We start from the raw sequence: 21,726 nt of genomic DNA, 5'->3' as shown, positions 1-21,726 counted from the left end.
ATCGGATCAGTCTGATGCGAACGCCCCTGGGGAACTTCCCAGGGGCGTTTCGCTTATCCGGGTCAGAACCAGTCGACGATGCCGTCGAACAGGGCGTCGGCGTATCTCCTCTGCCCGGACTCCGACTCCATGAGCTTAGCCTCCGACGGGTTGCGCATCTCTCCGCATTCGACGATGACGGCGGGAACCGATGCGTTGTTCAACCCGGCCAGATCCGGGCGACGGCTGATCGCATCTTTTCCATAGGCCTTGTTCGGGGTGAACTCCTCACCCATCGAACTCCCCACGGATTTCGCCAGGTCCCCGGAGGCCGTCTCGGTCTTCTCATCCTCACCGGGGTCGGCGACGATGATGTGGAAGCCCTTCACCGAACTCGACTCGCTGCCGTTGGCATGGATGCTCACCAGCACGTCCACGTCGTCGGCGAACTTTCCGCGCTCGTCCACGCACGGTCCGACTCCTGTGTTGTCCTTCCGGCTGAGCACGACCTCGGCTCCGGCGTCGGTCAGCGACTTCTCCAGCTTCTGCGCCACGGCCCAGGTGAAATCGGCTTCCGGATAGTCGGAGTTCGTCGAGGTGCCCGTGGTGTTGCAGGCCTTCGTTCCGCCGCGTCCGTCCGGAACCTGGCGGTTGATCTTCTCCGGATGGTCCGCATTTCCGCCGTTGTGTCCCGGATCGATCGCAATGACCTTCCCTTTGAGATCAGCCTCCTCCTCCTTCGCCGAGGCGGTCCCTGACTTCGCGTCGTCGCCTCCTCCTGCACCGTTGCCGGCAGTCGGAGACTCGCCGGTTGTCTCGGCCGCCTGAGTCGTTCGTCCGGGGGCACCTGCGTCCTGGGAGCAGGCCGCCAGGCCGGGCAGGCTGAGAGCGGCGGTGAGAAGGAGACTCGGGACGAGGAGGCGATGCGGCATGACTCCATTGTTTCAGCTCAGGAGTGCCCATGGTCGGGGTCGACCGGATGGATTCCCGACACGAGCCCGAGGGAATAGGGTCCTGAGCGTGCAGCGATTAGAATTTAATCGAACGAGAGGAATTGTGTGGAAGACGAAAGCTACGGCGCCAGGCACCTGTCCGTCCTGTCCGGTCTTGAGGCGGTTCGCAAGCGACCCGGCATGTACATCGGCACGACCGATTCCCGTGGTCTCATGCACTGTCTATGGGAGGTCATCGACAACTCCGTCGACGAGGCGCTCGGCGGACACGGTTCCGAGATCCTCATCGAACTCGCCGCTGACGGATCGGTGGCCGTCACCGACAAGGGCCGCGGCATCCCCGTCGACATCGAACCGAAGACCGGACTGACCGGAGTCGAAGTCGTCATGACCAAGCTCCATGCCGGCGGAAAGTTCGGCGGCTCCTCCTACGCCGCTTCGGGCGGACTGCACGGAGTCGGCGCCTCGGTCGTCAACGCCCTGTCCGCTCGCCTCGACGTCGAGGTCACCCGCGGATCGAAGGTGCACAAGATGTCCTTCCGCCGAGGCGTGCCGGGCCGCTTCGACGACTCCTCCGGCACCCCGAGCCCCGACAACCCCTTCGAGGCCTTCCAGGAGCCGACCGGTCTCGACATCGTCGGCAAGGCCAAGCGCGGCGCCACCGGCACTCGGGTCCAGTACTGGGCCGATCCGCAGATCTTCCTGTCCAAGGCCCAGTTCGACTACTCGCATCTGGTCGAACGCGCCCGTCAGACCGCCTTTCTCGTGCCCGGCCTCGAACTGCGCATCGTCGACCGTCGCGGCGTCGCCCGGGACGAGACCGGAGCCGTCATCGAGGAGCGCGAAGAGGTCTTCAAATTCGACGGCGGAATCACCGAATTCGTCGACCACCTCTCCATCGACCCGCCGATCACCGACACCTGGCGACTGCAGAACACCGGAACCTTCAAGGAGACCGTCCCGGTCCTCAACTCCTCGGGTCACCTCGAGTCCAAGGAAGTCGAACGCGAGGTCGGCGTCGATATCGCTCTGCGCTGGGGGACCGGCTACGACACGAAGCTGAAGTCCTTCGTCAACGTCGTCGCCACCCCCCAGGGCGGCACACACCTCGCCGGGTTCGAACAGGCCTGCCTGAAGGCGATGCGCAAGGCAGTCGACGCCAACGCGCGCAAACTCAAGGTCGGCAAGGACAAGCTCGAGAAGGACGATGTGCTCGCCGGCATCACCGCCGTCGTCACCGTGCAGCTGGCCGAACCCCAGTTCGAAGGGCAGACTAAGGAGGTCCTCGGCACCGCCGCAGTGCGACAGATCGTGGCGAAGACCGTCGAGTCTCAGCTCGGTGAGGTGCTTGCCTCGACCAAGCGTGCAGAGAAGCAGCAGGCCGCTGTGCTCATGGAGAAGGTCGTGGCCGAGATGAAGTCGCGCATCTCCGCCCGCACCCACAAGGAGAACCAGCGACGCAAGACCGCGCTGGAAGCCTCGTCGCTGCCGGCGAAGCTCTACGACTGCCGTGACAACGGGGTGGAGAACACGGAGCTGTTCATCGTCGAGGGGGACTCGGCGATGGGGACGGCGAAGGCCGCCCGCAACTCCGATCACCAGGCGCTGTTTCCCATCCGGGGGAAGATCCTCAATGTGCAGAAGGCGACCTTGGCCGACATGCTCGCCAATGTCGAATGCTCAGCGCTCATCCAGGTCATCGGCGCCGGCTCCGGACGAAGCTTCGATATCGACGCCGCCCGATACGGCCGAGTCATCATCATGACCGACGCCGATGTCGACGGAGCGCATATCCGCACTCTTCTGCTGACTCTGTTCTTCCGGTACATGAAGCCGCTGGTCGAGGCCGGTCGCGTATTCGCAGCCGTGCCGCCTCTGCACCGAGTCGAGGTCGTGACGAAGCGCGGAACGCCCAACGACATCGTCTACACCTACACCGAAGCCGAGCTCCATGCTCTGCTGAAGAAGCTCGAGAAGCAGAAGAAGACCTACAAGGAGCCCATCCAGCGGTACAAGGGCCTCGGTGAGATGGATGCCGACCAGCTGGCCGAGACGACCATGGACCCGGGCATGCGCACCCTGCGTCGGGTGACGATGGCCGATGCCGAGATGGCGGAGAACACCTTCGAACTTCTCATGGGATCCTCGGTCGGGCCGCGCAAGGAATTCATCGTCTCCGGCGCTGCCGTCCTCGACGCCGAACGCATCGACAGCTGACCTCGATTGCTGAGTCGGCACCTATGCTGAGTCAGCACCGCCTCATCTGAGCCCGGACCGATTCTCGGTCCGGGCTCAGATGCCGAATGCGGACGGTGTGACGATGAGCAAGGTCGGCAGGAGCAGCAGCAGAACGGCCAGTCCGATCGACATCAGCCGCACGGGGATCCGCGCCGGATCCAAGGGGTGCAACAGTCGGTGGATGCGCTGAGCGGAGAGATCACTGCGGTGGTCGGGGCTGATCGCTGCTGCCGAGCTGACTGCCTGAGCCAGGATCTGCGGATCCACACGGTCGCGGGCCTGATCATCGGCCATGAGTTCGATGAGCCGATTCACCGAGTTCAGTCCGATCGCCGTGGCCGAGAAGTACGGCAGGGCCCGATGCCAGGCGGCGAAGGGAATGACGAGCACATCGTGACGGAAATCCAGATGCGCCCGCTCATGGGCGATGACGGCGGTGCGCTCATCCTCGTCGAGGGCCTTGAGCAGACCGGTCGACAGGACGGCAGTGCCCTTCCGCGGCCCCTTGGGCAGGCAGTAGGCGACGGCCTCATCGGTGGTGATGATGCGCGTATCGGGGTAGGCGACCGACGGTTCGCTGAGCAGATGCAGGATCTCGTCGTGGCGCAGGCGGGTCTGCCGTGCCGAATAGAGGGTCAGTACCAGGCAGCCGAGCAGACGAGCGATGAGGAGCACGGCGATGATGAGGAAGATCCAGGCCACGAGTGAGAGCTGAGTGTGGTCCTTGCCCCGGATGAGGTCGAAGAGTCCCTGCGGGAGACTCGTCGTTCCCGGGGCGACAGCAAAAGCGAGGGCGGCGCCGATGAGGGAGAGGCCGCCGGACAGTCCGACTGCCTGCCAGAGGACGACCTCGGAGATCGGGTCACCGCGGAAACGCGCAAGGGCCGCAGGAATAGGCCATGCCAGCAGAAAAGCCAGCACGGCCAGAACGATTCCCACGATGGTCATTGAGGTGACCGGCCTGGGTCAGGACTGCGTCGAGTGATTGCGCCCGAGCAGATTGCGCAGCGCCTTGGTATCGGCCTCCGAGACGGTGCCGAGGAAGCGAGCGAGGACAGCCTGACGGTCCGGTGCCTGAGACAGCATCTCGGTCATCAGCTCCGCCACGTGGTCTTCACGGGTCGAAACCGCGACGTAGCGATGCGGACGGATGCTGCGATCGCGAGTGACGAAGCCCTTCTTCTCGAGTCGAGAGAGGACGGTATGGACCGTTGTCAGCGCGAGCTCGCGATCCGAGAGGACTTCGCGGAGTTCGGCGGCGCTCAACCCGTCGTCGTGGACCCAGATGGCGTCCATGACGCTGCGTTCGAGTTCACCCAGTGTTCCCACAGTTCTTTCGCCCTCAATTTCTTTGTCGGTCTGATCGCTCCAGTATATCTCTACAGGCTGTCGAATTCCACATAGACACGTGAGCACCGGCAGAGGGACGACCCTGGTCAGGGGAGCTTGCCCGAGAGCATACTTGGAACCGGGAGTCTTGAATGATGAAACCGCTCGGGCGGCGTTTCTACGAACTGTAGAATTCTACGTGACGTAGAAACACTGCTCGCGTGAAACCTGAATGGAGCACCCATGGAGCTGGACCCGGTCCTCATCGGACGGTGGCAATTCGGAATCACAACGGTCTACCACTTCTGGATGGTGCCGTTGACCCTGGGACTCGGCATGCTCGTGGCGGTCCTGCAGACGATCTACCACCGCACCGGCAACGAGGTGTACCTGCGGAGCACGAAGTTCTTCGGCAAGCTCTTCCTCATCAACTTCATCATGGGCGTGGCCACCGGCCTGGTCCAGGAGTTCCAGTTCGGCATGGCTTGGAGCGAATACTCCCGATTCGTCGGCGACGTCTTCGGCGCACCCCTGGCGTTGGAGGCTCTGCTGGCCTTCTTCCTCGAATCGACCTTCCTCGGCCTGTGGATCTTCGGCTGGGGCCGACTGCCTCGTGCGGTCCACCTCGGCTCGCTGTGGCTGGCCGTCATCGGCACATGGATCTCGGCTTACTTCATCATCGTCGCGAACTCCTGGATGCAGCATCCCGTCGGCGTCGAGATGGTCGACGGCCGGCCCGTGATGACCGACGTCTGGGCGGTGCTCGGCAACAACACCGCCATCGCCGCCTTCACGCACACGATTTTCGGTGCCCTGGCAGTGGGCGGATCCTTCCTCCTCGGCATCTCCTGGTACCACCTCTACCACCGGCGCAAGGCCGGAATCGACACCGTCGGTGCCGACGGCAAGGTCATCGTCGGCTCCTCGAAGGAGCTTCCCGGACGGGACAAGACGGACCATGCGGTGTGGATCAAATCCCTGCGCATCGGCGCGATCGTCGGCGTCCTCGCCTTCGCCGGAGTCTCGATCACCGGTGACGTCCAAGCCAAGCTGATGTTCGATCAGCAGCCCATGAAGATGGCCTCCGCCGAGGCGGCCTGCCACGACGGCACCCAATTCTCCGTCCTCACGATCGCCGACCCGTCGTCGAACGACTGCGACGGAGTGCAGAACATCTTCGAGATCCCCGGACTGCTGTCCTTCCTGGCCAACGGCGACTTCGACACCCCGGTCCACGGAGTGACGACGCTGCTGCCCGAATATCAGGAGCGCTACGGCACGCATATCCCCGACGACCCGCGGTACGGCGAGCATGCCGGCGAACCCATCGACTACCAGCCGATCATGATCGTCACCTACTGGGGCTTCCGCATGATGATCGGATTCGGCGCCCTGGCCGCCGGAGTCTGCGTCATCGGACTGTGGCTGGCCCGCAAGGGCACGGTGCCCGAGTCGAAATGGCTCAGCCGCGGATTCGTCCTGGCCATCACGGCGCCGTTCCTCGCGAACTCGGCCGGATGGATCTTCACCGAGATGGGGCGCCAGCCCTTCGTCGTCGCACCGAATCCGGCTCAGCTCGATGGAGTGTACATGTACACCCAGGCGGCGCTGTCGCCCGAGGTGACACCGGCGATGCTGCTGTTCTCACTGATCAGCCTCGCTGCCGTCTACGGAATTCTGATGGTCGTCGAACTGCGGCTGATCACGAAGTACGTGAAGGGGGGAGTCGCCTCGGCGATGCCCGAACTCGACCAGACGAATACGAAACCCACGATCACCGACAACGGCGACGACGTCCTGTCGTTCGCGTACTGAGGGAAGGTCACGATGGAAATCCTCGCCACAATCTGGTTCGTCCTCATCGTCGTGCTCTGGATGGGATACCTGTTCCTCGACGGCTTCGACCTCGGCGTGGGCATGATGATGCCCTTCCTCAGCCGCAGCGAACGCAGCAAGCGCGTTCTGCTCAACTCGATCGGTCCGGTCTGGGAAGGCAACGAGGTCTGGCTGATCACCGCGGCCGGAGCGATGTTCGCCGCCTTCCCGCACTGGTACGCCTCACTGTTCTCCGCGCTCTACATTCCACTGACCATCTGCCTGCTCGCGCTGATCTTCCGCGCCGTGGCCATCGAATACCGCGGAAAAGGGCACTCGGAGAGGTGGAAGTCCTTCTGGACCTGGGCCCTGGCCGTGGGATCGGCGGGAACAGCCTTCTGCATCGGTGCGATGCTCGCACTGACGACCGTCGGGCTGCCGCTCAATGATCATGGCGACATGATCGGCGGTGCCTTCGCCTGGATGTCGTGGCCGGCGCTCGTCGGCGGACTCGGCGGCCTCGGGTTCTCCCTGGCCCACGGGCTCATCTTCCTCGGTCTGAAGACCCAGGGCGAGGTCCGGGCACGGTCGCGGCGCTGGGCCGGTCGGATCATGCTGCCGGCCGCGATTCCGTTCCTCATCTGGTTCGCCTCCTCGATCACCCAGCGGACCTGGCTCATCGTCCCGGTGCTCATCGCGATCGCCGCCCTCATCTTCGCGTTCGTTGCGGTCCGCGCCGGTGCCGAAAAGCGCGCCTTCCTCCTGCATGGGATCTACCTCATCGCCGGTCTGGCCGCGGTCTTCGCCGGTGTCTTCCCGAACGTCCTGCCCTCGACGATCGACCCGGCGAACTCGCTGACGATCGCTGCGGCATCCTCGTCGGACTACACCTTGAACGTCATGCTCATCGTGACGATCGTGATCCTGCCGATCATCATCGCCTACCAGATCTTCAGCTACCGGATGTTCCTCGGCCGCATCGCCGAGACCCACATCCCCGAAGCTCACAAGCTGCCGGTGGCGATCCGATCGTGAGCTCGCCCCTGTCGATCCTGCTCGAGCTGCCGACCGGTCGGCGGGGGTTGGCACTGTCCGTGCTCTCCGCCCTGTGCCGGTCGGTGGGAATCGTCCTCATCGCCGAAGCCCTGGTGAGAGCCATCATCGGCCACAGCGCGCCCGGACTGTGGGTGATCCTCGGAGCCCTCGGCGCGCTGCTGCGCGGCGGCGGCCTCTGGCTCGACCGCAGTCTGGGCACCAGCCTGGCAGTCGTTTCGAAACAGGGTCTGCGGCGCTCGATCCTCTCCGGTCTGCTGCGCGGCCGGGGACGCCCGCGGACGAATGCGGCGGTCACAGTCACCCGCGGAATCGACGATCTCGACGACTATTTCACCACGGTGGTGCCGGCCCTGACCGCGGCCGCGGTGGTGCCCATCGTGCTGCTGGTGCGCATCGTCTTCAGCGATGTCCTCTCGGCGGTCATCATCGCGGTGTGCCTGCCGTTGGTGCCGATGTTCATGGTGCTCATCGGCCGCTATACGGCAGAGTCGACCTCGGAGACCATGGCCGCTCTGGAGCGGCTGTCGGATCACCTGGCCGAACTCGCCGAGGGGCTGCCCGTCCTCATCGGTCTCGGCCGTTCACGCGATCACGCGCGCCGGCTGCGGGAACTGGGGGAGCGCTACCAACAGGCGAACCTCTCGACGCTGCGCATCGCCTTCCTCTCCAGCTTGGCCCTCGAACTCATCGCCACGATCTCCGTGGCACTCGTGGCCGTGGTCATCGGCCTGCGCCTGGTCAACGGGTCGATGGACCTCGGCGATGGCCTGCTGGTCCTGCTCATCGCACCCGAATGCTTCATCCCGCTGCGGGAACTCGGGGCCGGCTACCATGCGAGCGAGAACGGACGCGAAGCCCGGGAGAGAGCTCGGGCGCTGCTGTCGGAGACACAGGCGGCCGGTGCGGAGGCACACGCACTCGACACCCCCGTCCGGCCGGGGGAGCAGAGGGTCCTCTACGCCGACGGCACACTCATCACGTGGTCGGGGGTCATCGACACCCGGCCGGGAGTGACGACGATCAGCGGCAGGTCCGGAACCGGCAAGACGACCGTGCTCGGTGCGTTGGTCGGCAGCCTGCCGGCCGATGCACACACCGCCGTCGATCCGATGAGCGCGGCCTATGTGCCGCAGGCTCCACGGATGTTCGCCGAGACCATCGGTGCCGAACTGGCACTCTTCGGTCTCGACGACGACCAAGCTCGGACGGCCCTGTCCGCCGCTGGACTGCCCACTGATCTGCGGGTGCAGACGACGGCGCTGAGCCCCGGCCAACAGCGTCGGCTGGCCCTCGTGCGAGTGCGGCCCCGCCTCGGTGACGGAGCGCAGCTGCTCGTCCTCGACGAACCGACCGCCCACCTCGATGCCGATAATGCGGCTATCGTCATCGACATGATCGCCGAGGCGGCCGCCACCCACCGCGTGATCCTCGCCAGTCATGACGAACAGGTTCGCGCACTGGCCGACACAGAGATCCGCCCGGAGAAGACGCACGTCGAAGCGGCAGAGAACGTTGTACCAGCGGACTCAAAGGCGACCGTGACCGCGGATCAGGCCCGAACCGACGCCGCCGACGCGCCTGCAACACAGGCGCGCGCTGAAGCTCCGGCTTGGGCGGAATGGACGGGTTCGGGTCTCGAGCCCGGGCCTCGGTCCGGCGCCGAGCCGAGCCCGAATACCTCGGCGCAGCACTCCGGAGGCGAATCCTGGGCAGCTGCACTGCGACGTCGCTGGTCGATTCTGGGCTCGAGCCTGCCGCTGTTCACCCCGACCATGCTGGTAGCCGCGCTCACCGCCTGCGCGTCCAGCCTCGCGGCCATCGCCCTGACCGCCGTCTCCGCATGGCTCATCGTCGAAGCCTCGTACCAGCCGCCGATCATGCTGCTCATGGTCGCCATCGTCGGAGTGCGCTTCTTCGGGCTCAGTCGCTCCGTGCTGCTCTACGTCAGCCGGCTGAGACTCCACTCGGCGATCTTCGCCGCGCTCACGAAACTGCGCACCCGGCTGTGGAAGCGCTTCGAACGCGTCGGCATGAGCGATCGGCGTCTGCTGACCTCGGATTCGGCGCTGCGCGCCATGGTCGCCGACGCCGACGACGTCCGCGACCTGGTGCCCCGGACCCTGTTCCCGCCTCTTGTCTCCACCATGGTCGTCATCGGCGTGAGCATCACCGCGGCACTTCTCGACGTGAGGTCGCTGGGTTGGTTCGTCCTGGTGGGCGCCATCAACCTCGTCATCGTCCCGATGCTCGTCATCCGGGCAGAGAGCCGGTTGGCGCACGGAATCAGGGAGGACCGCAACCGGATCCTGTCCGTGCTCACTCGCGCCCTGCATGCCAAGGACGATCTGCGCACGAACCGGGTCGACTCTGCAGTTCTCGGCCTGCTGGCCGGCTTTGAGGCCGACCTCGAGAAGAAGCAGAAGGCCTCTGCCCGCAACTTCGGGCTCGCCCAACTGTGGCTGCAGCTGAGCACGTTCACCACCGCAGTCATCCTGGCCGTGTCCACGGATGCTCCGACAGAGATCGTCGCGGTGCTGTCCCTCATGGCACTGGGACTAAGTGAAGTGTTCGCTTCGGCGCTCGACGCATTTCGCCAGCTGCCCGCCCTGGGATCGGCACTGGACTGTCTGCCAGATGCAGACAGTGCGGAGGACCGCGAAGCCGAGGCCTCGGGGCACGACGTCGTCGTGCAGGCACCCGCCGCCGGAACGACGGTCGGAGAGATCGACGACTCGTCGCTCCGGTCCGGCCCCGAGAACGAGCTCGCCGACGTCGACGCCCTCGCATTCGACGACATCACCGTCGGATGGGACGACCAGGCTGTCGTCGCAGGACTGGACCTGAGAGCCGAACGCGGCGGATGGACCGTGCTGTGCGGTGACAGCGGAACCGGTAAGACGACGAGCCTGAGTGTGCTCCTGCGGTTCCTCGACCCCTGGTCCGGCCGCTACCGTGCCTGTGACCGGAGCGGGACCGACCACGATATGCTCACCTACTCACCTGAGGGTCTCGTCGGCCGCATCGCCTGGTGTCCTCAGGAGGCACACGTCTTCCGCTCCACCGTGCGCGGCAATCTCGCACTCGCCGGGCGGTCGGTTCCCGGGGACGACGAGATGATCTCCGTGCTGAGAGCGGCAGGGCTGAGCGACTGGGCCGACGCCGAGGGGCTCGACCGGTGGGTCGGCGACCACGGAGCGGAGATCTCCGGCGGTCAGCGACAGCGATTGGCGGTGGCCAGAACCCTGCTGACCGGAGCCGACGTGATCGTCCTCGATGAACCGACAGCACACTTTGACGATGAGACGGCTCGGCTGCTCATCGACGATCTCCGTGGGAGCCTGGGCGACCGCACGGCCGTCATGGTCACCCATGACAGGAGACTGATCGCGGACGGTGATGAGGTCGTCGACCTCGGCACAGTCGAACCGGGAGCAGCGGACCTCGGCTCACGCGGTTCCGAGGCCGAACGCTCGAGAGTCTGAGGTCAGTCCCGCTTCGACCCGAACATGATCTCGTCCCAGCTCGGGATCGAGGCACGTGAGTTCTTCTTCGACTTCGGCTTCGGATCCTTCGCCGAGGCGGAGTCCTTGAACTGGTCGTCGTGATCGCTCACTCCGGGCTCATTGAGCAGGGAGAGCTGATTCTCGTCGTCGAAGACACCGACCTTCTCGGTCGGCTCCTGCGGCTCCTCGGGAGATTGAGCCGCATCTTCGAAGGCGAAGACTTCGTCATCGGTGGCGGCTTCGGGCTGGCCCGGAGCGGTGTGCGCTCCCTGCGGGTGAGTCTCGGGATCCTCAGTGACTGCACGCAGACGGGTCCGCGGCTCCTCCTCGGCGTGGCGGCGCTTGCGCAGGTTCTCCAGAATCCGGCCGGTCTCGGCCTGATGATCGCGGGCCTGCTGCGACGGAGCCGAACCGGCGGTGGGACGGACCGGTCCGTCTGCGGCGATCGCCGCAGACGACTGATCGGTCGCCGGGAGGACATCGACCTCCTCGGTGTTCCTCTGTCGTTCGGCACCGCTGCCGTAGTTCGGGATCGGGCCCGTGTCGGTGGGACCGGAATCGGCGAGCCACTTCGCCTCATCGTCGATCGGGGTCAGCGAACGGCGGTAGTAATGCCAGCTGGCGGTACGGACGCGATCGGCGGCAGTGAAGCTGAGTTGGATGTACCAGTTGCCGTCCTGCTGCTTCCAGGAATCCCACTCCATCGTCTCGATATCGACGTCGCGCATCGCCAGACGTTCCTGACACAGCTCGATGAGCGGAGTCGGTTCACCGTTGGGATCATGATCGGAATAGATGGGATGACGGCTGGCGAGGTAGGCGGTGCGTTCGCGTTCGGCCATCGCGGGACCTTCATAGGTGCGCACATATTCGATGTCGGCACCGGTGGCGGCCACGACCTCCTCGGCGTCCATGCCGCCGCGGATCATGGCCTGGATCTCTTTCGGGCGCACGGGAGTCTCGGACTTGGGCTGGGAGCGGTCCCTGCGGACCGCGGCGAAGAGAGCCTCATCGAGGACGACTCGGTACTGAAGCCCGTTCTCGTCGTTCAACAGCAGATGGGTGCCGTCTGCGTTGACTCCGTTCAAGATCAGTTCACGCATTGCCTTAAGCTCCTTTGTCGCGTCTCTTAAAGATCGTGTCACGTTCGGCGCGTCGTGCCGGGCAGATTTCCGCGCGAGTCGCGAAATCACGGGGCGGATCGACCGTCAGGGGTGCGAATCTGTGAGACCGGCCACGAATGTGCGGGAAGGGAACCCGTGCGTCGGCTCGGACGGCGTCGCCACGACACCGGCGAGGGAGGGCGACAGACCCTCCGCCAGGCGTCTGCACCGTGAGTGGTCGCGGCTCACTGTGCGGACAGCGGGCCGGGTGGTTCTGCAGTCTGTAAAATCGGGTACGTGAATACGACTGCACCCATCGACGCCCTGATCCTCATGTCATTCGGAGGACCGGAGGCCCCAGAAGAAGTGGTTCCATTCCTGCGCAACGTCACCGCCGGCCGCGGGATTCCCGAGGAACGGCTCGAGGAGGTGGGGGAGCACTATTTCGGTTTCGGAGGCAAGTCGCCGATCAACGATCAGAACAAGGCGCTGTTGGCCGCGCTGCGCGGCGAACTTGATCGCCGCGGAATCGAGACCCCGCTGATCTGGGGCAACCGCAACTGGGATCCCTATCTCACCGATGAGGTGCGCAAGCTGGCACAGGAGGGCGCCACGCAGTTCCTCTCGATCGACACCTCCGCGTACTCCTCCTACTCGTCGTGCCGGCAGTACCGTGAGGACTTCGCGAAGACGATCGACACTCTCAAGGACGAGGGTCTCACCGTCTCGATCGACAAGATCCGTCAGTTCTACAACCACCCCGGCTACGCCGACGCCTGCGCCGACTGCCTGGGCGACGGCCTCGCCGATTTCCGGTCGAAGGTCGGGCAGATCGATTCGGCCAAGCATCGGATCCTCTTCGTCACCCACTCGATCCCGAACGTCATGCAGGACGCCTCAGAGGCGACCACCAACGGATACCGGGCCCAGCACGAAGAGCTCATCGACCACCTCATGGGGCGCATCGATGAGGCCGATCGAGTTCCGTCCGAACTCGTCTACTGCTCACGTTCCGGCTCACCTGAGGTGCCCTGGCTCGAACCCGATGTCAACGACCGGATGACCGAACTCGCCGAGGAGGGGGTGACCGGTGTCGTGCTCGTGCCCATCGGCTTCATCTCCGACCATATGGAGGTTGCTTTCGACCTCGACACCGAAGCGAAGGAGACCGCTGCAGAACTCGGTCTCGACTTCACCCGGGTCGACACCGTCGGCACCCATGACGCCTTCGTCAGGGGACTCGTCGACCTCGTCGAGGAGCGCGTGTCTCAGCTGCGCGGAGAAGACGTCGACGCACCGGCTCTGCCCGGGACGAAGGCTCTGGTGCCCGGCAGCGGAGCCTGCAGCATCGACTGCTGCCGCGGCCGCATCGAACGCGCAACCCACCCGAACTGGGCGATGGCGAACTGATCCCCGGAAACGAACGAACCCTCCCTCACCGAAGCGGTGGGGGAGGGTTCTTCTCTGTGTTCTCTCTCAGTGATCCTCGGGGCTTGGGATGACCGGCAGGGCCCCCGTCTCGGCCTGGATCACCTCGGCGATGGGACCGGTGTCGACATCGTTGCGTCCGGCCAATTCCATCAGGTTCTGCAAGTCGTCGATGAGATTCTCGACGAGGAAGTCGTCACCGGCGGAACGGGCCTCGTGAATGCGATGACGGACATCATCGATTCGGGTGTCGAGCTGATCAGCGAATTCACTCATTGTGGATCCGTCCTTCCTCGGGCCGCCTCCACAGGGGACGAGCCCGGTATTCGACCGACAGAGCGTGCTGTCGGTGCTGTCCATCACAAGCATTCTTGCAGAGCATTTCGTGAACTCTATGTGTGCTCTGTCCATGCGGACAAGCTGGTGACGAGAATCACCGCATCAGGTGCTCATTCCATCTTGCCAACGGCAAGCATACAGTGCACAATGCTGGGGACACATCTCGGAAGAGGAGAAGATGCTCCTCTTCGGCACCCCCTCCGGACAGAGAGCGATGAGGCCATATGGCAACAGACTACGACGCACCTCGCAAGCAAGACGATGAGATCAAAAGCGATTCGATCGAGCAGCTCAAGGCCCAGCGTTCCCAGGATCAGGCGAGCAAGATCGACGAAGACGAGACTGCAGTAGCCGAAGGCTTCGAACTTCCCGGTGCGGACCTGTCGAACGAAGAGCTCTCCGTTCGGGTTCTGCCGAAGCAGAACGATGAGTTCACCTGCATGGAGTGCTTCTTGGTCCGCCATCGTTCGCAGCTTGCGACCGAAGAAGGCGGTGTCCCCATCTGCACGGACTGTGCAGGCTGAATCGCCTCTCTTCGCGAAATCCCGAAGACGGACCGCGCCCTCGAAAGGGTCGCGGTCCGTTTTTCTCCCCTTACTACCTGACGGCGGCCCAGCAACCTCGCGTGAGGTTGCTGGGCCGCCGTCAGGTAGTAATCAGGGGGTGAGGGCGGCGGCTAGTTTGTGGGGGTGACGGCTCGAGACGAGCCAGTAGGGGGTGGGGTCCGAGGCATCGTCGAGATCGATGCGGACGACGGATTTCGCCCACGGGCGGATCTTGAGGAATGCGCGGGCGTCGAGATCGACTCCGCGGGCCTGCCGGGCTTCCTCGCCGTCGAAGGCGACCGCACCCGGAACGAACGTGCGATCGATATGAGCTTCGCCGACGAACAGCTGCCGTTCGGTGACGATGATCGTCAGCGTCAGCGAATTCAGCCACCAGGCGAAGAGGACGAAGCTGACGACGGGAAGGATGATGGTGCCGAGCTGCCAGACGGGCATGACCATGAGCGCCGTGGACAGAGCGGCCACCACGACGAGGATCCACATGCCGACCGAGGGGCGGACCTTCTCCTGATAGACCACATGGGTTCCGGATTGAGTTGTTGCCATGCGGCCATTGTCCCATAGCGAGAAGTTTGGCCACGCTCAGGCTGGAGCGTTAGAGTGCATCTTTGTGACGGAAACCGTGAAGATCAACCTCCAGCTCCTCGACGCGGGCATGAGCGCGCCCGGCTACGCGCACGCGAGCGACGCCGGTGCAGACCTGCATTCGGCGATCGACTTCGTGCTCGAACCGTTCGAGCGCCGTGTCGTTCCGACCGGAATCGCGATCGCCCTGCCAGTGGGCTATGCGGCCTTCGTGCATCCGCGTTCGGGTCTGTCGAGCAAGCACGGAGTCACGGTCGTCAATGCGCCGGGCACCATCGACGCCGGCTACCGCGGCGAGATCAAGGTGCCGCTGATCAACCTCGACGCGAAGACCCCTCTGCGCGTCGTGCGCGGCGACCGCATCGCCCAACTCGTGATCCAGAAGATCGCCCACGCCGACTTCGACATCGTCGAATCCCTCGAAGACAGCGCCCGCGGCGCCGGGGGATTCGGATCCACCGGCGGAATCGACGCCGGCCTCAGCGAAAAGGAGAAGTGAGGACTCATGGGACTGTTCTCCCGGTTCAAGAAATCCACACCGACGACCGATGACGACGTCCGCGCCGACGACGAACTCACCGACGACGATGAGGTCGACGCTCAGGACACCGACACCGAGGCGGCCGATCGTGCAGACGACGACGCCGATGCTGACGAGGCCGAGTCCGCAGAGGCGGCCGAGACCGATGACGACATCGACGAGGAAGAAGCGCTGCTGGAGAAGTCCGCACCCTTCGACCGGTCCGAGAAGGGCCCCTTCGACATCTCGGAAGAGTATCCGGAGCATGACCGTCTCGACCTCGGTGCGCTCAAGGTGCCCGTCGTCGACGGCATGCAGGTGCGCCTGGACACGGACGACGATTCGCAGCGCGTGCTGGCCGTCACCCTCATCCACGATGGTGGAGGCATCCAGCTGCAGGCGTTCGCGACACCACGCTCCGAGGGCCTGTGGAACACGGTGCGCGGTCAGCTCGCCGAATCCGTGACCAAACAGGGTGGGGAATCGACCGAGCTGCACACTTCTCTCGGCAAGGAACTGGCCATCGAGGTTCCGGCGAAGACGGAATCCGGCCGCCCCGGCAAACGCGCCATGCGCTTCGCCGGCATCGACGGACCTCGCTGGTTCGTCCGCGCAGTGTTCTCCGGCAAGGCCGTGACCGATGACGAAGTGCGAGCCGAACTCTCCGCGCTCTTCCGCGGAGTCGTCGTCGACCGCGGTGAGGAAGCGATGGCTCCCCGCGAGCTCATCGCACTGACCGCACCGCAGGTCGACCAGGACGAGGCAGAGGAGAAGAAGGACGAGGACGAGCTCAACCCCTTCGAACGCGGCCCCGAGATCACAGAGGTCCGCTGAGCGCTGATGCGGAACCTCATCCCTCGCCTCGTGCGCGACTTCGGATCCCGTGAGGCCGAGGCCCGGGCCGACCTGCGACTGGTCAGCCAGATCCCCGGGGTCATTCCGGTCGAAGAGCTAGAGGCGCGAAAGACCTCACGCATCGCCGGAGTCGTCTCAGCGACCACTCAGTCGTGCAGCGCGGACAGCCCCAGGCTCGACATCACCGTCGCCGACGGCACCGGCGAAGCCCGTGCCCAATTCCTCGGACGCCGAGAGATCAGCGGCGTCCGTCCCGGATCCCTTATCGTCTTGGAAGGACGGTTCTGCGGCAAGGACGGGGTGCTCACAGCACACAACCCCGTCTACGAACTCCTGCAGACGCGCGACGACTCCGACGACTGACCGGCGCAAGGGGGTGGGCAGCCGCCGGCCGCGGAGCTGTCGATCTCGGTCGCAGACGACCAGCTCTCAGCTCTCGCCGTTCTCGCCTGTCCTCGCGGTCTCCTGCAGCAGCGCGAGCAGCGCGGGTTCCTGATCGGGGGAGGAGAGGAAGAACAGCTCGTCCCCGGCCTCGATGACATCATCAGCGCTCGGAGCGAACGCCCGCGAATTGCGGATGATCGCCACCAGCACCGTGTCGAGCGGGAAAGTGATCCCACCGACGCGCTCGGCCACGAGCTCGGCGTTCTCGTGCACGGTGAACTCGAGCAGTCCCGCCTGCCCGCGTTCGAAGCTCATGAGGTGGACCAGACCGCCGACCTCGACGGCCTCCTCGACGAGCGCGGTCATCAGACGCGGAGTGGAGACGGCGACATCGACGCCCCAATTGTCGTCGAAGAGCCATTCGTTCTTCGGATTGTTCACGCGCGAGACGGTCCGCGGCACCCCGAACTCGGTCTTCGCCAACAGGGAGAGCACCAGATTGGTCTTGTCATCTCCCGTCGCGGCCACGACGACATCGGCCTCCTCCAACCCTGCTTCGGCGAGACCGGCGAGCTCACACGCATCGGAGAGCAGCCATTCCGCGCCCGGAATGCGCTCATGTCCCAGCGCTTCCTTGCTCTGGTCGATGAGCAGGACCGAATGGTCCTTGTCCAGCAGCTCCCTGGCCACCGAACGTCCGACGGAACCGGCTCCGGCGATGATGACCCTCATTCTTCTTCCTCCACGGTTCGCACGGGCTGATCGAGGATCCGTTCGATCTCGCCGAGGCGGTCGACCGGAGCCATGAGGTGGACGAGGTCCCCGTCCTGGAGGAGCAGATCGTCGTGGGCGACGATGCCCTCGGACAGGCGGGTGACATAGGCGACCCGAGCCTTGGTTCGTGTTTCGATCTCCTTGATCGGACGGGCCACCCAGCCAGGATCCAGATGCACCTCCGCCAGGACGAGGTTGCCGGAGGGCTCACGGTATTCGGTGATCGACCCCTGCGGGACGAGCTTGCGCATCACCTGCTCGGCCGTCCACCGCACGGTGGGCACGGTGGGGATGCCGAGACGTTCGAAGACCTGCGCACGGTCGGGATCGTAGATGCGTGCGGCGACATTGCTCACCCCGAAGGTCTCACGAGCGACACGCGCGGCGAGGATATTCGAATTGTCACCGCTGGAGACGGCGGCGAAGGCGAAGGCCTCGGCGGTCTTCGCCTGGGACAGGGTCTCGCGGTCGAAACCGACCCCGGTGATCGTCGAACCGCTGAAATCCCGACCGAGCTTGAGGAATGCGTCGGGGTCCCGGTCGACGACGGCGACGGAGTGCCCATTCGCATCAAGGGCTTTGGCCAGGGAGGCCCCGACTCGACCGCAGCCCATAATCACGAAGTGCATGGGTAATCCTTCCCGCAGTGATCTACCATTGGTTGCCGTGGCCAGCAGTTTTTCTGATGCCGTCAAAAGACTACTCGTTGGACGGCCCTTCCGCAGTGAGGACAGGCGTGCGCCTGCGCTGAAGAAGCGCATCGCGATGCCCGTCTTCGCCTCCGACATGCTCTCCTCGGTGGCCTACGCCCCCGATGAGATCCTGCTGGCACTGTCACTGACCTCACTTGTGGCCCTGACCGTCGCCCCCTGGATCGGCGTGGCCGTCGGCATCGTCATCCTCGTGATCGTCGCCTGCTACCGCATCAACGTCAAGGCGTACCCCTCCGGCGGCGGTGACTACGAGGTGGCCTCGAAGAACCTCGGCTCCGGTGCCGGGCTCATCGTGGCTGCGGCCCTCCTCGTCGACTATGTGCTCACCCTGGCCGTGTCGATGACGGTCTTCGCCGCCTACATCACGACGGCGTTCCCGGCACTCGCGCCCTACCGTGTGCCCGTGGCCATCGTCGGCATCCTGCTCATCTGCTTCGCCGGTCTGCGCGGTTCCCGGGCCACTCCGATGCTGCTGGCCGTGCCGACCTACCTGTTCCTCGGTGCCGTGTTCCTCACGATGTCGGTCGGTCTCATCCGCGTCGGGCTCGGTGACACCCCGCACGCCCAGACCGCCGACTACACGGTCGTGCACAGCAACATCGGCGATCAGGCGACGCTCGGCCTGGCCACCGTGCTCATCGTCCTGCGCGCGTTCTCCTCCGGAGCCGTCGCACTGGCCGGTGTGCAGACCGTGGCCACGGCGGTTCCGGCGTTCAAGAAGCCGCGCGGCAAGAACGCCGGCAACACCCTGCTGCTCTCAGGCCTGCTCGCCGCCCTCATGCTCACGGGGCTGACCTATCTGGCGTCGGTCACCGGAATCAAATACGTCGACGACCCGCATCTCTATCTCGTCCGCGGCGACGGCAGCCCGGTCAGCGCCGAATACGAACAGGAACCCGTACTCGCGCAGCTGGCGCACGCGATCTTCGACAATGCGCCTGCGATGTTCTTCATCGTCGTCCTCATCACCGCGCTCGTGCTCATCGCCGCTGCGAACACCGCGGTCGAAGGCTTCCCCGGACTGGCCTCACGGCTGGCCCGCGACGAATTCCTGCCGCGGCAGCTGGCGACGAAGGGCGACCGACTCACCTTCTCCAACGGCATCCTGCTGCTGGCCGCGGCGGCGATCGTCCTCGTCATCGCCACATCCGCCTCGGCGACGGTGCTCATCCAGCTCTACCTCGTCGGGGTCTTCGCCAGCTTCGTCCTCGGCCAAGCGGGAATGGTCCTGCATTGGCGCAAACGACTGCGTCTGGTCATCGATTCGAAGGCCCGGATGCGGATGCACTTCAATCGGGTCGTCAACGCCGTCGGCTGCGTGCTCGCCGCCGGCGTCCTCATCGTCGTCATCGTCTCGAAGTTCCTCGCCGGCGCCTGGCTGGCCGTCGCAGCCATGGCCGGTCTCTACCTCGTCATGGGCGCCATCCACCGCCACTATTCGCGCGTGGCCCGCGAGCTCGCCCCCGACGCGGACGTGAACTCACGGACGATCCCGTCGAACACCCACGCCATCGTCGTCGTCAGCGAAATCGACAAACCGACGATGCGTGCCCTCTCCTACGCCCGGGTGACCCGATCGAGTCAGCTCGAAGCCGTCACCGTGGCCGTGGACGAAGAGGCTGCGGCCGCTCTGCAGAAACGGTGGAACGAGATGGAGCTGCCGGTGCCTCTGACCGTGCTCGGCTCGCCGTACCGCGAACTCGTCCGCCCGATGCTCGCCCATATCCTCGCCATCCGCCGCAGGTCGCCCCGGGACCTCGTCATCGTCTACATTCCGCAGTTCGTCGTCGGTCGCTGGTGGGAGCACATCCTGCACAACCAGGTGGCACTCAAACTGCGCACCCGACTGCTGCTGGTGCCCAATGTCGTCGTGGTCTCCGTGCCCTGGCGACTGAAATCCTTCTCGCGACAGTACGGCGGAGACGGACCCGATTCCGACACCTCGCTGTACAGACAGGCCTAGAACACCCATGAGCGACACTTCGGTCCCCGCCCAGGAACTCACCCTCGACATCGAGGCACCGGCGGCCGGCGGCACCTCCATCGCCCGACACGACGGTCAGGTCGTCTTCGTCTCCGGGGCCCTGCCCGGTGAGAAGGTCCGAGTCCGCACCGAGGCAGGACCGCCCGCCCGGTTCCTGCGTGCCGCCGTCACCGAGGTGATCGAGGCCTCGGCTCACCGCGTCCCCGATCGTCGCCTCGACTATGTATCCACCGGTTCGGCTGGGTTCGGCGGAATGGAATTCGCCCACGTCGACCTCGCCCACTCCCGCACGCTCAAGGCCGAGGTGCTGGGCGACCAGCTGCAGCGCATCGGACATCTCGACTGCGCGGCCGAGGTGCTGCCCGCGCCGGGCGAGACGGACGGCACGGACTGGCGCACGCGCGTGCAGCTGGCCGTCGACGATGAGGGCCGCGCCGGAATGCTCGCCCCCAGATCACACGAGGTCATCCCCGTGACTACGCCCCCTCTGGCCGCCGGGCCCGTGCGCGACCTCGACATGACGACACTGCATGTGCCGGGAGTCCGCCGACTCGAATTCGCGTGGGCCGGCGACCATGGTGCGCTCATCGTCCGTGGTCGGCCCAGCGCGCAGGTTCTCGATGAGATCGAGTCCTGGCTGCCGGCGTCGTTCTCCCTCCTCGCCGAGGCGGCCGGACCGGAGCAGCGTCATGGTCGTGGCCGCGGTGGTCGTTCCCGCGGGCGCGGTCGCGCTCATGCGCCCGCTCCCACCCTGCGCGTGGTCCGCGGAGACCGCACCCTGACCGAAACGGTCGACGGCCGTGACTTCACCGTCGGCGCCGACGGCTTCTGGCAGGTCCACCGGGATGCGGCCGCACTGCTCAGCTCGGAGGTCGTCACAGCACTGCCTGGAGATGCCGAGGCGATCACGGACCTCTACTGCGGGGTCGGGCTCCTCGGCATCACTGCCGCCCGGGCCACCGGAGCGCCTCTGTTCGGGGTCGAAGGAGTGGAGGCAGCCATTGCTCACGCTCGTGACAATGCCGCCGATCTCGAGGCCCGGTTCCTCGCTCTCAGCGTCGATCGGGCCCGACTGCCCGATTCGGACGTCATCATCCTCGACCCGCCACGGGCGGGCGCCGGGAGGAAAGCCACCTCGGCGATCATCGAATCAGCGGCGCGCACCCTGGTCTACGTGTCCTGTGACCCGGCCACGCTGGCTCGTGACCTCGCGGCGCTCACGGGCGGGGGATTCGCGATCGAGAGCCTCACCGGCTTCGACCTCTTCCCGCTGACCTCGCACCTGGAGACCGTGACAGTCCTCAGGCGGTGACCGATCTGCGGCCTCAGGCGGCGACTTGAGGCGGTGTCCTCAGGCGGCGACCGAGCGGCGGGGGAGGAGGGCGAGGGCGATGAGGGCGATGAACGTCGTGAGGAAGCCCCACAGTCCCCACCAGCCGCCCGACCGGCCCTTCTCCTTTGCGAATGAGCTGCAGACGACGGCGAAGATAATGCCGACGAGCAGTGCGCCGAAGCCGAATCCGGCGCCTAGGGTGAACGGGTCCATGGGATCTCCTCGGGGATGGCAGGCGAGTGCGCTGCTGCTTTGAGTGTGCTGTCCAC

General features: G+C 65.3%; 20 protein-coding genes. 11 read left to right on the top strand and 9 right to left on the bottom strand.

The features are described 5' to 3' along the window. Positions 1 to 62 precede the first annotated feature (62 nt). The gene (locus tag SB749_RS18140) at positions 63 to 911 is read right to left on the bottom strand and encodes an N-acetylmuramoyl-L-alanine amidase (protein ID WP_410711528.1); all 849 of its coding nucleotides are present in this window, start codon (positions 909 to 911) and stop codon (positions 63 to 65) included. A 126-nt stretch (positions 912 to 1,037) separates the two neighbouring features. On the opposite strand from SB749_RS18140, the gene SB749_RS18135 reads away from it, so the two are divergent. Beyond that, positions 1,038 to 3,149: a type IIA DNA topoisomerase subunit B gene (locus tag SB749_RS18135; protein WP_410711527.1), complete on the top strand. Its 2,112-nt coding sequence runs from the start codon at positions 1,038 to 1,040 to the stop codon at positions 3,147 to 3,149. Between the two features lie 75 nt (positions 3,150 to 3,224). Here the strand turns inward: SB749_RS18135 and SB749_RS18130 are convergent, their stop codons facing one another. Together SB749_RS18130 and SB749_RS18125 are read right to left on the bottom strand one after the other, a co-directional pair. Next, the gene (locus SB749_RS18130; protein ID WP_410711526.1) at positions 3,225 to 4,118 is read right to left on the bottom strand and encodes a M56 family metallopeptidase; all 894 of its coding nucleotides are present in this window, start codon (positions 4,116 to 4,118) and stop codon (positions 3,225 to 3,227) included. 18 nt (positions 4,119 to 4,136) lie between these two features. After that, a complete protein-coding gene (locus tag SB749_RS18125; RefSeq protein ID WP_092013109.1) occupies positions 4,137 to 4,499 on the bottom strand; it encodes a BlaI/MecI/CopY family transcriptional regulator in 363 nt (120 codons plus the stop codon). Positions 4,500 to 4,742: 243 nt separating this feature from the next. Here SB749_RS18125 and SB749_RS18120 point away from each other — a divergent pair, with 243 nt between their 5' ends. From SB749_RS18120 to cydC, 3 genes are read left to right on the top strand one after another with little or no spacing between them, the layout of a single operon-like run. Then, positions 4,743 to 6,314, top strand: a complete 1,572-nt coding sequence (locus SB749_RS18120; protein ID WP_410711525.1) for a cytochrome ubiquinol oxidase subunit I — start codon at positions 4,743 to 4,745, stop codon at positions 6,312 to 6,314. A gap of 12 nt (positions 6,315 to 6,326) precedes the next feature. Beyond that, complete coding sequence (gene cydB, locus SB749_RS18115) at positions 6,327 to 7,349, top strand: cytochrome d ubiquinol oxidase subunit II (RefSeq protein ID WP_410711524.1); 1,023 nt, start codon at positions 6,327 to 6,329, stop codon at positions 7,347 to 7,349. Further along, the gene (gene cydC / locus SB749_RS18110) at positions 7,346 to 10,852 is read left to right on the top strand and encodes a thiol reductant ABC exporter subunit CydC (RefSeq protein WP_410711523.1); all 3,507 of its coding nucleotides are present in this window, start codon (positions 7,346 to 7,348) and stop codon (positions 10,850 to 10,852) included. The genes cydB and cydC overlap by 4 nt, the downstream gene beginning before the upstream one ends. Before the next feature lie 2 nt (positions 10,853 to 10,854). Here cydC and sepH read toward each other — a convergent pair whose 3' ends face one another. Continuing rightward, positions 10,855 to 11,976: a septation protein SepH gene (gene sepH / locus SB749_RS18105; RefSeq protein WP_410711522.1), complete on the bottom strand. Its 1,122-nt coding sequence runs from the start codon at positions 11,974 to 11,976 to the stop codon at positions 10,855 to 10,857. 297 nt (positions 11,977 to 12,273) lie between these two features. Between sepH and SB749_RS18100 the strand changes: the two genes are divergently transcribed. Next, positions 12,274 to 13,386, top strand: coding sequence for a ferrochelatase (locus SB749_RS18100; protein WP_410711521.1), 1,113 nt, complete (start codon positions 12,274 to 12,276; stop codon positions 13,384 to 13,386). A 66-nt stretch (positions 13,387 to 13,452) separates the two neighbouring features. Here the strand turns inward: SB749_RS18100 and SB749_RS18095 are convergent, their stop codons facing one another. Beyond that, positions 13,453 to 13,680, bottom strand: a complete 228-nt coding sequence (locus tag SB749_RS18095; protein ID WP_173152927.1) for a hypothetical protein — start codon at positions 13,678 to 13,680, stop codon at positions 13,453 to 13,455. A gap of 287 nt (positions 13,681 to 13,967) precedes the next feature. Here SB749_RS18095 and SB749_RS18090 point away from each other — a divergent pair, with 287 nt between their 5' ends. Beyond that, positions 13,968 to 14,267: a DUF4193 domain-containing protein gene (locus tag SB749_RS18090; protein ID WP_101546971.1), complete on the top strand. Its 300-nt coding sequence runs from the start codon at positions 13,968 to 13,970 to the stop codon at positions 14,265 to 14,267. A gap of 132 nt (positions 14,268 to 14,399) precedes the next feature. On the opposite strand, the gene SB749_RS18085 is transcribed toward SB749_RS18090, so the two are convergent. After that, complete coding sequence (locus tag SB749_RS18085) at positions 14,400 to 14,855, bottom strand: DUF3093 domain-containing protein (protein WP_410711520.1); 456 nt, start codon at positions 14,853 to 14,855, stop codon at positions 14,400 to 14,402. A gap of 64 nt (positions 14,856 to 14,919) precedes the next feature. Here SB749_RS18085 and dut point away from each other — a divergent pair, with 64 nt between their 5' ends. The 3 genes from dut to SB749_RS18070 are packed head-to-tail and all read left to right on the top strand — an operon-like array spanning position 14,920 to position 16,632. Continuing rightward, the gene (gene dut, locus SB749_RS18080) at positions 14,920 to 15,393 is read left to right on the top strand and encodes a dUTP diphosphatase (protein ID WP_410711519.1); all 474 of its coding nucleotides are present in this window, start codon (positions 14,920 to 14,922) and stop codon (positions 15,391 to 15,393) included. A 6-nt stretch (positions 15,394 to 15,399) separates the two neighbouring features. Further along, positions 15,400 to 16,248 carry a DUF3710 domain-containing protein gene (locus SB749_RS18075; protein WP_410711518.1) on the top strand — a complete coding sequence of 283 codons (849 nt, stop codon included), beginning with the start codon at positions 15,400 to 15,402 and terminating at the stop codon, positions 16,246 to 16,248. Positions 16,249 to 16,254: 6 nt separating this feature from the next. Next, a complete protein-coding gene (locus SB749_RS18070) occupies positions 16,255 to 16,632 on the top strand; it encodes a DNA-binding protein (protein ID WP_410711517.1) in 378 nt (125 codons plus the stop codon). A gap of 66 nt (positions 16,633 to 16,698) precedes the next feature. Here the strand turns inward: SB749_RS18070 and SB749_RS18065 are convergent, their stop codons facing one another. After that, entirely contained in the window at positions 16,699 to 17,385 is a 687-nt protein-coding gene (locus SB749_RS18065) for a potassium channel family protein (protein ID WP_410711516.1), read from the bottom strand. Then, the gene (locus SB749_RS18060) at positions 17,382 to 18,056 is read right to left on the bottom strand and encodes a potassium channel family protein (protein ID WP_101546977.1); all 675 of its coding nucleotides are present in this window, start codon (positions 18,054 to 18,056) and stop codon (positions 17,382 to 17,384) included. Before SB749_RS18060 ends, SB749_RS18065 begins: the two co-directional genes overlap by 4 nt. A 136-nt stretch (positions 18,057 to 18,192) precedes the next feature. Here SB749_RS18060 and SB749_RS18055 point away from each other — a divergent pair, with 136 nt between their 5' ends. Next, positions 18,193 to 20,103 carry an APC family permease gene (locus SB749_RS18055; RefSeq protein WP_410711515.1) on the top strand — a complete coding sequence of 637 codons (1,911 nt, stop codon included), beginning with the start codon at positions 18,193 to 18,195 and terminating at the stop codon, positions 20,101 to 20,103. A 7-nt stretch (positions 20,104 to 20,110) separates the two neighbouring features. After that, positions 20,111 to 21,436: a class I SAM-dependent RNA methyltransferase gene (locus tag SB749_RS18050; protein ID WP_410711514.1), complete on the top strand. Its 1,326-nt coding sequence runs from the start codon at positions 20,111 to 20,113 to the stop codon at positions 21,434 to 21,436. A 39-nt stretch (positions 21,437 to 21,475) separates the two neighbouring features. On the opposite strand, the gene SB749_RS18045 is transcribed toward SB749_RS18050, so the two are convergent. Continuing rightward, complete coding sequence (locus SB749_RS18045) at positions 21,476 to 21,670, bottom strand: hypothetical protein (RefSeq protein ID WP_410711513.1); 195 nt, start codon at positions 21,668 to 21,670, stop codon at positions 21,476 to 21,478. Positions 21,671 to 21,726: the final 56 nt, after the last annotated feature.

It is taken from the genome of Brevibacterium sp. SIMBA_078, from assembly GCF_046534565.1.
Classification (GTDB): domain Bacteria; phylum Actinomycetota; class Actinomycetes; order Actinomycetales; family Brevibacteriaceae; genus Brevibacterium.
This window is presented reverse-complemented; position numbering and strand designations above follow the sequence as displayed.